The 12404-nt window shown below is 63.7% G+C and carries 10 protein-coding genes; all 10 read right to left on the reverse strand.

The window, feature by feature from the left end; all coding sequences use genetic code 11:
* Positions 1-5: 5 nt before the first annotated feature.
* Positions 6-2408 carry a 3-hydroxyacyl-CoA dehydrogenase/enoyl-CoA hydratase family protein gene (locus tag I3K84_RS10055; protein ID WP_196996021.1) on the reverse strand — a complete coding sequence of 801 codons (2403 nt, stop codon included), beginning with the start codon at positions 2406-2408 and terminating at the stop codon, positions 6-8.
* A 100-nt stretch (positions 2409-2508) separates the two neighbouring features.
* Positions 2509-2943, reverse strand: a complete 435-nt coding sequence (locus I3K84_RS10060; protein WP_196996022.1) for a DUF2147 domain-containing protein — start codon at positions 2941-2943, stop codon at positions 2509-2511.
* 52 nt (positions 2944-2995) lie between these two features.
* Positions 2996-4792, reverse strand: coding sequence for an acyl-CoA dehydrogenase C-terminal domain-containing protein (locus I3K84_RS10065; RefSeq protein WP_196996023.1), 1797 nt, complete (start codon positions 4790-4792; stop codon positions 2996-2998).
* 67 nt (positions 4793-4859) lie between these two features.
* Entirely contained in the window at positions 4860-5525 is a 666-nt protein-coding gene (locus I3K84_RS10070; RefSeq protein WP_196996024.1) for a TetR/AcrR family transcriptional regulator, read from the reverse strand.
* Positions 5526-5731: 206 nt separating this feature from the next.
* Complete coding sequence (gene slmA, locus I3K84_RS10075; RefSeq protein ID WP_196996025.1) at positions 5732-6376, reverse strand: nucleoid occlusion factor SlmA; 645 nt, start codon at positions 6374-6376, stop codon at positions 5732-5734.
* A 194-nt stretch (positions 6377-6570) separates the two neighbouring features.
* Positions 6571-7461 (reverse strand): acetylglutamate kinase, encoded by an 891-nt coding sequence (argB, locus tag I3K84_RS10080; RefSeq protein WP_196996026.1) that lies wholly within the window; start codon positions 7459-7461, stop codon positions 6571-6573.
* A gap of 181 nt (positions 7462-7642) precedes the next feature.
* Positions 7643-8761, reverse strand: coding sequence for a glycosyltransferase (locus I3K84_RS10085; protein WP_196996027.1), 1119 nt, complete (start codon positions 8759-8761; stop codon positions 7643-7645).
* Positions 8762-8792: 31 nt separating this feature from the next.
* Positions 8793-9575, reverse strand: coding sequence for a glycosyltransferase family 2 protein (locus I3K84_RS10090; RefSeq protein ID WP_196996028.1), 783 nt, complete (start codon positions 9573-9575; stop codon positions 8793-8795).
* Between the two features lie 18 nt (positions 9576-9593).
* Positions 9594-10880 (reverse strand): TolC family outer membrane protein, encoded by a 1287-nt coding sequence (locus I3K84_RS10095; protein ID WP_231403455.1) that lies wholly within the window; start codon positions 10878-10880, stop codon positions 9594-9596.
* Between the two features lie 131 nt (positions 10881-11011).
* Positions 11012-12379 (reverse strand): HlyD family type I secretion periplasmic adaptor subunit, encoded by a 1368-nt coding sequence (locus tag I3K84_RS10100; protein WP_196996029.1) that lies wholly within the window; start codon positions 12377-12379, stop codon positions 11012-11014.
* Positions 12380-12404 lie beyond the last annotated feature (25 nt).

The raw sequence follows: 12404 nt of genomic DNA on the forward strand, positions 1-12404 counted from the left end.
CGGCCTCAGTTACGCACCGGCTTGCCAGTGTTGAGCATGCCCAGGATGCGCTCCTGGGTCTTGGGGTGCTCGATCAGGGCGCAGAACGCCTTGCGCTCCAGCGCCATCAGGTATTCCTCGCTCACCAGCGTGCCGGCGTCCACGTCGCCGCCGCACACCACTTCGGCGATCAGCGTGGCGATGTGCTGGTCATGCTCGCTGATGAAGCCGCCGTCGCGCATGTTCACCAGCGAGCCGCGGATGGTGGCGATGCCGCTGCGCCCCGCCACGGGGAACAGGCGCTTGTGCGGCGCGCGCCAGCCGCCGGCGGCCATGGCCTTGGCTTCGTTGATGGCGACGAACAGCACCTCGTCCTTGTGCGGCACGATGAGGTCGCTGTCGAGCAGGTAGCCGAGCTTCTTCGACTCAAGGGCGCTGGTGCCCACCTTGGCCATGGCCGCGGCGGTGAAGCCTTCGGTCAGGAAGGGCAAAAGGTCCTTGCCGGTGCTGGCGGCGGCGTTCTCGGCCGCGCGGCGGGCGATGTAGGTCAGGCCGCCGGCGCCGGGCACCAGGCCCACGCCCACTTCCACCAGGCCGATGTAGCTTTCCATGTGGGCCACGCGGCGTGCGCTGTGCACGGCCAGCTCGCAGCCGCCGCCCAGCGCCATGCCATGGATGGCCGATACCACCGGCACCTGGGCGTAGCGCAGGCGCAGCATCAGGTTCTGCAGCTCATGCTCCACGCCCTCGATGGCGGCAATGCCGGCCACCACGTAGGCAGGCATGGTGGCCTGCAGGTCGGCGCCCACGCTGAACGGTGCGTCGCCCGACCAGATGACCATGCCGTCGTACTCGCGCTCGGCCAGGTCCACGGCCTCCATCAGGCCTTCCATCACGTCGGGGCTGATCGCGTGCATCTTGCTCTGGATGGAGGCGATCAATACCTTGCCATCGAGCGTCCAGGTGCGCAGCGCATCGGTCTCGCTGATGGTGGTGCCGGCCTTGCGCCAGTCGGGCAGGTTGTCCTCGCCCAGCAGTTTCTCGGGGAAGTACTGGCGCTCGTACACCGGCAACTGGCGGCGCGGCACGAACTTGCCTTGGCGCGCGCTCCACGAACCCTGCGCCGTGTGCACGCCGCCGGCATCCGCCACCGGGCCCTTGAACACCCACTCGGGCAGCGGCGCCTTGGACAGTGCCTTGCCCGCGTCAATGTCCTCCTGGACCATCCTGGCCACCTCCAGCCAGCCCGCCTCCTGCCACAGCTCGAACGGCCCCTGGCTCATGCCGAAGCCCCAGCGCATGGCCTGGTCCACGTCGCGCGCGGTGTCGGCAATCGTGGCCAGATGCACCGCAGCGTAGTGGAAGCTGTTGCGCAGGATGGCCCACAGGAACCGGCCCTGCGCGCCCTCGGCGTTGCGCAGCAGCTTCAGGCGCTCGGCGGCGGGCTTCTTGAGCATGCGGCCGTACACCTCGTCGGCCTTGGCGCCAGCGGGCACATATTCCTCGCTCTCCAGCTCGAAGCGCAGGATGTCGCGGCCCACCTTCTTGTAGAAGCCCGCCTTGGCCTTCTGGCCCAGGTGGCCCAGCTCGATCAGCTTTTGCAGCACGGCGGGCGTGCCGAAGCTGCCGTAGAACGGGTCGGTCTGCTCGTTCAGGTTGTCCTGCAGCGTCTTGATGACGTGGGCCATGGTGTCCAGGCCCACCACGTCGGCGGTGCGGAAGGTGCCGCTGGAGGCGCGGCCGAGCTTCTTGCCCGTCAGGTCATCGACCACGTCGAAGGTCAGGCCGAAGTTCTCCACCTCCTTCATGGTCGAGAGCATGCCGGCGATGCCCACGCGGTTGGCGATGAAGTTGGGCGTGTCGTGCGCGCGCACCACGCCCTTGCCCAGCCCGGTGGTCACGAAGGCTTCGAGCTGGTCGAGCACCTCGGGGCGGGTGGTGGGGGTGTTGATCAGCTCCACCAGCACCATGTAGCGCGGCGGGTTGAAGAAGTGGATGCCGCAAAAGCGCGGCTTGATGGCGTCGGGTAGCGCTTCGGACAGCTGGGTGATCGACAGGCCCGAGGTGTTGGACGCCACGATGGCGTGCGGTGCGACGTGCGGCGCGATCTTCTTGTACAGATCGAGCTTCCAGTCCATGCGCTCGGCGATGGCCTCGATGATGAGGTCGCACTCGCCCAGCAGCGCCATGTTCTCCTCGTAGTTCGCCTGCTGGATCAGCGCGGCGTCGTCCGCCACGCCCAGGGGCGAGGGCTTGAGCTTCTTGAGGTTCTCCACCGCGCGGGTGACGATGCCGTTCTTCGGACCTTCCTTGGCGGGGAGATCGAACAGCACCACCGGCACCTTCACATTGACGAGGTGGGCCGCGATCTGCGCGCCCATCACGCCCGCGCCGAGCACGGCGACTTTCTTCACTTGGAATCGGGACATTTGCTTGTTCCTTGGATGGTGGGATGCGCACGGGGCCGCGCGCCAGGCCCCGCGCCATGCGGGCGGGCCGGCTGCGGCGCCGTGGCGCTCACTGCTTTGCTTACTGCACGCGCTGCCAGGTCTGGGTGCGCCAGAACGGGCCCAGGAAGCCGCGCACCTCCAGCCGCTTGCCGCCCTCGATGGGGGTCAGGCTGGCGCGGTATTCCTTGCCGTTTTCGGGGTCGAGGATCTTGCCGCCCTCCCAGACCTCGCGGTCATCGGCCTTCTTGACGCCGCGGATGATCTCCAGCCCCGCGATCGCCTTGCCCTTGCGGTCGTCCTTGCACTCGGTGCACGTGGCGGCAGGGTCGGCGTCCTTCTTGAGGGACTTCTCGATGCGGCCGTTCAGCACGCCACCGGCTTCGGCAATACGGATCTCGGCCTTGGCCTCGCCCGTCTTGTCGTCCACGCTGCGCCACAGGCCCACGGGGGACATCTGGGCCCATGCAGGGGCCGCGATTGCTGCAAAAATAATAGCTGCTAGCGCTTGTCTCATAAGGCCTCCAGTGCAATAACGTTCAAAATTGGCAATGCGTGCAATTGCTGGCTCAGGCCAGGGCGGCGTCGGTGTCCATGAGCACCTTGCTGCCGGCGCGGGCGGTGCGCATCAGCGTGTGGACTTCAGGGAACAGCTTGGCGAAGTAAAAACGCGCCGTCTGCAGCTTGGCCTGGTAGAACGGGTCGGTGTTGCCGGCGGCAATCTCGCGCAGCGCCACCTGGGCCATGCGGGCAAACATGTAGCCGAACACCAGGTGGCCGGCCACGCGCAGGTAGTCCACGGCGGCGGCGCCCACCTCATCGGGGTTCTGGAAGCCGCGGAAGCCGATCTCGGTGGTGAACTTGGTCATCTGGTCGCCCAGGTAGGCGATGGGGTTGATGAACTCGGCCATCTTCTCGTTGACGCCTTCTTCGGCCACCAGCTGCCCGACCAACTTGCCGAACTTCTTCAGCGTGGCGCCGTTGTTGCCCAGCACCTTGCGGCCCAGCAGATCCAGCGACTGCACGGTGTTCGTGCCTTCGTAGATCATGTTGATGCGGTTGTCGCGCACGAACTGCTCCATGCCCCATTCCTTGATGAAGCCGTGGCCGCCAAAGACCTGCATGCAGGCGTTGGTGGCAATGTGCCCGTTGTCGGTGATGAAGGCCTTGACGATGGGAGTCAGCAGCGCCACCAGCTCGTCGCTGTCCTTGCGCACCTTCTCGTCGGGGTGGCTGTGCGCCTTGTCCAGCAGCAGCGTGCAGAACACCTGCAGCGCGCGCGCGCCCTCGGCGTACGCCTTGGCGGTGAGCAGCATCTTGCGCACGTCGGGGTGCACGATGATGGGATCGGCTTCCTTGTCCTTGGCCTTGGTGCCCGACAGGCTGCGCATCTGGATGCGGTCCTTGGCGTAGGCCAGCGCGTTCTGGAAGGCCACTTCGGTCAGGCCCAGCGACTGGTTGCCCACGCCCAGGCGGGCGGCATTCATCATCACGAACATCGCGGCCAGGCCCTTGTTGGGCTCGCCCACCAGGGTGCCGATGGCGCCGTCGATGGCAATCTGCGCCGTGGCGTTGCCGTGGATGCCCATCTTGTGCTCCAGGCCCGTGCAGTAGATGGGGTTGCGCTCGCCGATGCTGCCGTCGGCGTTCACCTTGAACTTGGGTACCACGAACAGGCTGATGCCCTTGCTGCCCTTGGGCGCGTCGGGCAGGCGGGCCAGCACCAGATGCACGATGTTCTCGGTGAAGTCGTGCTCGCCGGCGCTGATGAAGATCTTGTTGCCGGTGATCTTGTAGGTGCCATCGGCCTGGGGCTCGGCCTTGGTGCGCAGCAGGCCCAGGTCGGTGCCGCAGTGCGGTTCGGTCAGGCACATGGTGCCGGTCCACTCGCCGCTGACCAGCTTGGGCAGGTAGGTCTTCTTCTGCTCGTCGGTGCCGTGCGCCAGCAGCGCCTCGTAGGCGCCGTGCGACAGGCCGGGGTACATGGTCCAGGCCTGGTTGGCGCTGTTGAGCATCTCGTACAGGCACTGGTTCACCGTGTGCGGCAGGCCCTGGCCGCCGTACTCGGGGTCGCACGACAGCGCCGGCCAGCCGCCCTCGACGTACTGGCGGTATGCCTCCTTGAAGCCCTTCGGCGGCGTGACCTCGTGCGTCTGCGGGTCCAGCTTGCAGCCCTCGGTGTCGCCGCTGATGTTCAGCGGGAAGGCGACGCCGGCGGCGAACTTGCCGGCCTCCTCCAGCACGGCGTTGATGGTGTCCGCGTCCACCTCGGCGTGCGCCGGCATGGCCTTGAATTCGTCGGTGACCTTGAAGACTTCATGCAGGACGAATTGCATGTCGCGCAGCGGAGGCGTGTAAGTAGGCATGTGGAGACTCCTGGGAAGAAGGAAGGTTGGAAAAGAAGAAAAACCGAAATACGGACGGTGGCAGGACTCAACCGCGGTGGCCAGGCAGCGCGCTGTAGCGCGCCAGGATGTTGTCAAAGCCCGTGTTGGCCCGGTCGATGGAGCCAGGGGTGTGCAGGAAGCGCGCTTCGTAGTGCAGCGCCAGGATCAGGCCGTGGATCTCGAACAGCATCTGGTCTTCGCTGACGTCGTCGCGGATCTCGCCGCACTCCTTGCACTGCTGGATGGCGCGCTTCATCGCGGCCTGCCAGGTCATCACCGAGTTGGCCAGCGCATCGCGCACGGGGCCCGTGCGGTCGTCGAACTCCACCGCGCCGCTGATGTAGATGCAGCCGGAATCGATCTCGATGGAGGTGCGCTTCATCCAATTGGCAAACAGGGCGCGCAGGCGCGGCACGCCGCGAGGGGCCTGCATCGCGGGGTAGAACACTTCCTGCTCGAATCGCGTGTGGTACTCGCGGATCACCGAGATCTGCAGTTCCTCACGCGAGCCGAAGTGCGCGAACACGCCTGACTTGCTCATGCCCGTCACTTCGGCCAGCGCACCGATGGACAGCCCCTCCAGGCCGATGTGCGTGGCCAGGCCCAGGGCGGCATCGATGATGACGGCCTTGGTGTGTTGCCCCTTGTGCAGCGCCCGGCCCTCGCGGCGTGGCGCGCGAACCGTCTTGGTGGGGGAAGGAGAAAGAGACATGAAGCAAAATAAAACGAACGATCGTTCTATTTTGCATAAAACAGGCAGGTAACGCCAGTATTTCCAGGCGCGCAGAACGCGCTTCGGGGTAAACCCCTAAGTGGATGATTTATCGAGCCCCACCATCGCGGGGGACCGTGTCAAGGGCGAAATGCTTACCGCGCCTTTCGCGGGTGGTCATGCCATCACGCTTGCCTGCGCCGGCGTTACAGCCACAGTGCCAGAGTGGCGTCCAGGTGTTCCGTCGGCATGCGGCGAAAGCCCGTGCGTGCGTAGCGCTGCAGGCGTCCGCGGATCAGGTCGGACAGTGCGGCCGCCCGCACCTGTGTCTGCACCGTGGGTGTCGCCGAGCCGTCCGCGTCGGCCACGGGCCGTAGGCACTGGCGCAGCGTGGCCTCCACCTTGTCGAAGAACAGGTTCATGCGCTGCTGCAGGCGCTCGTTTTCGAAAACCAGCGCATCCCCCACCATCACGCGCACCATGCCGGGGTTGCGCTCGCCGAACTGCAGCACCATGGCCGTGATGCGCGCGGCGCGCTGCGCGCCCTCCGACTCGCCACCGCGCTCCATGATCTGGTGCACGAGGGTAAAGACGCTCCGCTCGATGAAATCGATGAGCCCCTCGAACATCTGTGCCTTGCTGGCAAAGTGGCGGTACAGCGCCGCCTCGCTCACCTGCAGGCGCGCCGCAAGCGCTGCCGTGGTAATGCGCTCGGCCCCGGGCTGCTCCAGCATGGCCGCCAGGGTCTGCAGGATCTGCTCACGCCGCTCGCCCGGCCGCGGCCGGCGGCGCGCGGCGGGCGCGTCGTCGGTGGAGGCTGGCGCGTCAGTAGCAGGCGTGAATTCAGTCATGGGGCATGGATTGGGGAGGGAGAGCAACAAGTGTGTGCAATTGATTCTCGCACACCACGACTCCAGCGTCGTGACGGCTGCTCGCTGTGCCGCGACCCTTGGATCCGCTTCCAAAAAAATAGCTGCTAGCGCTTGCTGAACAAGCGCTGCAGCCATTTTTGACTCCAATACACCCGGGCCATGCCCGAAAGAGCCTAGTGACTCCGGATCATGGTGCCGTAGGCCTGGTCGGTCAGAATTTCCAACAACATCGAATGCGGTACGCGGCCATCAATGATGTGCACGGCATTCACGCCAGCCTTTGCCGCATCCAACGCCCCGCTGATCTTGGGCAGCATGCCACCGGAGATGGTGCCATCAGCGAACAATGCATCAATTTCGCGCGCCGTCAGGTCGGTAAGCAATTTGCCTTCCTTGTCCAGCACACCGGGGGTGTTGGTGAGCAGCACCAGTTTCTCTGCCTGCAGCACCGTAGCTAATTTACTCGCCACCACGTCGGCGTTGATGTTGTAGCTTTCGTTTTCCTCGCCAAACCCGATCGGGCTGATGACGGGAATGAAGGCATCGTCCTGCAGCGCCTTGACTACGCTCGGGTCGATCGCCACGATGTCACCGACCTGCCCCACGTCATGCTCGACGCTCGGGTCCTTGTTGTCCACCATCTTGAGCTTCTTGGCGCGGATCATGCCGCCATCGCGCCCCGTGAGGCCCACAGCCTTGCCGCCCGCCTGGTGAATCAGGCCCACGATGTCCTGCTGCACCTCGCCGGCCAGCACCCATTCCACGACTTCCATGGTTTCGGCATCGGTCACGCGCATGCCCTGGATGAACTCGCCCTTCTTGCCCAGACGGTTCAGGGCTTGCTCGATCTGCGGGCCACCGCCGTGCACCACCACCGGGTTGATGCCGACGAGCTTGAGCAGCACCACATCCTCGGCAAAGTCCTGCTGCAGCTCCGGGTCGGTCATGGCGTTACCGCCGTACTTGATGACCATGGTCTTGCCATGGAACTTGCGGATGTAGGGCAGCGCCTGGGCCAGGATTTCGGCCTTGTCGCGGGGGGCGATGGAAAGAAGGTCGGTCATAGGGGCTAAGCCATGAAGTTGTGTACGTCGGTACAGAGGATAAAAAAACCGGGGTGAGACCGGGCAGACGCTGAACACGATAGCTCAGAAAGCGGGGTGGGCGGACTATCTCGCAGACGGGCAGCACGCACCGCCCGCATCATGCCAAAGTGCTTGGCCGACTCTGCGGTGACTGCCCCGGTCAGTCCTCGGCTTTGGATCCCTTGACCCACCCAGGCACCTTGAACCGGATGATGGCCAGGTAGGCCACCACATACATCACCACGAAAAGCACGCAAAAGCAGATCAACACGATGGTGTTCTTCCAGAACAGCACGGCCGGCACCACCGTCAAAAGGGTGAAGCCCCACAGATAGGGCGACGTGCGGTTGTTGCGCATCAGCATGCGGCGGGATTCGTCGTCGTGGAAAACACCCCAGACTATGCGTCGGTAAATCAGCTGATGCAGGTGCAGTGCATCCGCCATACCTGGCGACACGCCACGCACCCACTTGCGGTACATGGAGAACACCGTCTCCCACACCGGATAGATCAACAGCAACATGGGGAACCAGGGGGAAACCAGGTCGTGGCGCTGCACCAGCGTAATGCTGCCGAACGCAATCACCACGCCCCACAGATAGGCGCCACCGTCACCCGCGAACAGCATGCCGCGTGGGTAATTCCAGAACAGGAAACCTGCCGTCGCAGCCGCGGTAGTAACCAGCAAAGCCGCCAGAGCCCTGTCCCCAACCTGCAGCGCCACATGGGCCAGTGCCAGGCAGACAATCAAAGCCACCATGCCGGCCAAACCGTTGCAGCCGTCAATGATGTTGAACGCGTGAGGCAGCCCGGTCACCGCCAACAGGGCTACGCCCATCCCAAGCCAGGGGTTGATGGCCATCCAGCCGTCCACCCAAGGCAGTCCAAGACGCGGCACAGCCAGCCCCAGCAGAGCCATCGCCAAGGCTCCAGAGAGCATAGTCAAGGCCAGGCGGTACCGTACCGCCAGTCGCTGGGTCAAGTCTTCGCCCACACCTCCCAAGACGGCCGGCAGCAGTGCAGCTGCCCACCATAAAGTCCAACCGTTCAAACCCAAGAAAGATGGATCGCCTAGCATCTGGCTGCTGACCACGCCTGCACCCCAGCTCAGCAGCAAGCCCAACAACAAGGCTATGCCACCCAATCGCGGCACCTCACCCACATGGATGCGTTGCGGCATTTGCGCGCCATACGCAACACCGTAACCGCGTGACCAGCGAATCACAGCCGCCCCAATCACCAAAGTCACCAGAAATGCCACCACTGAGAGCCAGATCATGAAACGTTGCCCACCCCTATTCGCGGCGCATTTAATTTGAAATTTTTGACAAGCTGCGTGCTTGGCAATATGCGTCTGAGCACCACAAACGAAGCAAGCTGCGTATATGCCACAACAAGTGACGCCATTGCTTGCGACTAGCGCGCTGCCCCACATGCAAAACTTGTGCATGCGCCTTTTGCAGCTTAAGCCCCGCCAGACGCAACCGCAAACACAGGTCAACGTCTTCGCAATACATATGGTAGGCCTCATCGAAGCCCCCCACCAACCGCCAGGCCGACCTTGGCATCACGATGCAAGCTGCATTCACCCAATCCACGGCGCGTTGCGGCCGACGCCAAACCCGTCGGCGCCACAAAGCCGGCAAAGACGGCAGCTCGCGTTCGTAGTCCTGCTCCTGCCCGTCTGCATCCAACTGCCGCGGATAAGCACAACCCACACCTGTGATCATCGCAGCCCGCAGCAGCGCCTCGAAAGGCTCCTGCGAAGGCAGCAGCTCCACATCAGGGTTGAGCACACAGACAAAAGGTTCATTCGCACCACGTAGAGCGTGATTATGGTTGGCACCAAAACCGCGTGACGCAGCATTACAGACTATGTCCAATTGGAACGGCCAACCATTGGCAGGCGTATGCAGCGCTGGCTCTGGGATGTTGTGGGTCACTACCACGCGAGAGATGCTGCTAGCACTCAGCTGCGCCAGCTGATAAAGGAGCCGCTGCACCAGTGCTCCATGCCCATGACTCACGATAGAGACCACAAGCCGCGGCGTGTGCCCGCTAAATGCTTCGGCCTGCACGCCGTCTGAACCCATGCTCAAAAAAAGAGAGGGTCAACGAACCAGCCACGCGTTTGCCTGGTCGATGCTGCCCCAGCGGTCTTGCCCGGCCAGAGACTGCAATCGAATGCGCGACAGCAGATACAAATAACGTGCCTGGGCCAGATCGCGCAGAGTAACTGTCTGCTGCTGCTCGGCATTGAGCACATCCACCGTCGTGCGCACACCCGCCGCAAAAGACATGCGGCTGGACTGCACCGCCTGCTGGGCTGAGCGTGCGGCCTGCTCCAACGCAGCAATGCGCAGCACCCCCTCGGTCATGGCGCGGTACTGCTCATGCACCCTGGTGCCCAGCTCCAGCCGCGCTGCCTCCAGCGCCTCGCGTGCGCGCTCGCCGTCGGCCACTGCCTGGCGAACGGTAGAGTTGACATAGCCGCCGGCATACAGAGGCACGCTCAACTGCAGGCCGATGAACTTCTGGTTATAGACATTGTTGACGCTGGTGACGGAGTCGCTGTCCTGGCGCGACCAACCCGCCACGGCATCCAGCGTGGGCTTGTGACCGGCCTGGGCCTTCTCGATCTCCATACGGGCCGCTTCAAGCTGCGCACGCAAAGCACGCAGCTGCGGACTGGCATCCTCGGCCTGGGCGATCCAGTCTTCCACGCGCTCAGGCACCGGCAACGTGGGCTTAAACCTGTCCACATCCAGATCCGCGATCACATCGACCGGCTTGCCCACCAACACCGCCAGGCGCCGACGCGTGAAATCCACGTTCTGCTCTGCTTCCAGCTCCTGAGCGCGGGACATGTCCACGCGCGCCTGCGCTTCATCCACATCGGTGCGCACGCCGCTTCCGGCCTTGAACCCCTTTTCGGCAGCAGCGAGCTGGGTTGCATAGGCCGCCTTCTGCGCGGCAATCAGGTCCAGCTGCGCACGCGCCAGCAAGGCATCGAAATACGCTTCCGACACCCGAACAACCAAGCTCTGCTCATCAAGCTCCAGCGTGGCATTGGCATCTTCGACCAAAGCCTTGGCTTGATCGACCAACGCGCTCACATAAGGGCGGTAGATCGGCTGACGAAGCTGCAGCACCTGGTTGTTGCTGCTGTAGTGATTGGTGTAGGAGACTGGCCCGGACAAACCCGTGGTACTGGTGCGCAGGTTATTGCGATTGAAGCCCGCGTTGAACGCCACATTGGGCAGGCGCTGCGCCTGTGCCTGGGGCAGCTTTTCACGCCTTGCGTCGGCAGCCGCGCGCGAGGCGCGGATGCTGGCGTCGTTTTGCTCGGCAGCTTCATAGGCCTGGCGCAGATCCAACGCCCAAGCCGGCGCAAACAACAGCCCCGCTCCTGTCGCCAAGACCGCGCAAACACGGGCCCACATCAGGCGGCGATTTCTGCCCCCCAAGCCGACACCACGACCCACATCATGGCTGTCCCGCAAATAGTTGATTTGCAAACGGTGCATGCTCACTCCTCCGTCATCGAAGCCGCCAAACGCTTGGTCAGCGGGTGCAGCAAATAGGTCAGCATGGTGCGCTCTCCGCCCTTGAAGATCACCTCCACCGGCATGCCGGGATGCAACTGGCGCCCGCCCAACTCCCTGAGCCCCTCTCCCGTCACCTGTACCCGTGCAAGGTAATAAGTGGCATTCGTTTGCGGCTCGGTCAGCAGGTCACCAGACACCGAGTCCACCTCGCCCTGCACCACCAGCTGGGGCGCATTGGCGAATGAAGAGAAACGTACGTCAACCGGCATTCCGGCCTTCACCCGATCGATCATGTGCGGCGCCACATGGGCTTCCAGCATCAGCGGCGCGCCCTTGGGCACTACATCCATCAGCTTCTGGCCGGGCTGCACCACACCACCAACTGTCTGAATCGCCAGCCCCACGACTTGGCCAGACGCTGGCGAACGGATCTCCGTACGCTCCAGGTCGTTGCGCACGGCTCGGTACTTTTCGCCGTCGGCCAATACCTGGCGACTCACTTCGGCCAGCTGCGTCTCCACCTCTTTGCGGTACTCCTGCTTGCGCGAGATAGCCCGTTGCCGCAGCTCAGATATCGCGCTGCGCGCCCGTAGCGTATTGCCCTGCAGGTCCGCAATCGACGCGCTGGTGTCCGCCACCATGCGCTCCAGCTCCAGCTGACGATTGCGTGGGGCATAACCCTCCTTGACCAAGCCGCGCAAATGCCCCAGCTCGTCATTCAACAGCCCCAGCTGACTCTGGCGATTGCCCAGCATGCTGGCGTAAGACTGCAAAAGCCCTTCCTGCCCCTGGATGTTCTCTTCGATCGACTGCAAGTCTGAGCGCAGCAACAGCCGGCGGGTATTGAACAGCTGCTCCTGGTTCAGTATCTGCTGCTGTATCAGCGGGTCTGACGACGCTTCCTTCAAGTCAGGATGCCAGCTTATGCTGGACTTACTCAGCTGCTCTGCCTGCAGGCGCCCCTGCATGGCCAGCAAACCCAGATAGCTTTGACGCGCTGACTCGTAATTGGCACGCGCCACAGCCGCGTCCAGCTTGATCAGGATCTGGTTTTCCTGCACCTCGTCGCCCTCGCGCACCAAGACCTCTTGCACGATACCGCCGCTCAGGTGCTGCACTGCCTTGCGCTTGGTGTCCAGGGCCACCGTGCCTTGCCCCGGCACACCCTCATCCAACGGCGCCAGAGAAGCCCACAGCAAGAAGCCGCCAAAACCAATGCCCAGAGCCCACAGCCCCCAGCGGCCCGCGCGACCCAGGTCGGATTCATCCATATCACCGGGCGATGCGATCTCATTCACGTCGGATGCCTGCGGGGATTTTTTACTTGCAAGATTTGAAGATTCAGCCATGTCACAACTCAACCAAAAAGAGAGT

This window comes from Diaphorobacter sp. JS3051 (genome assembly GCF_015832135.1).
GTDB lineage: Bacteria > Pseudomonadota > Gammaproteobacteria > Burkholderiales > Burkholderiaceae_C > Diaphorobacter > Diaphorobacter nitroreducens.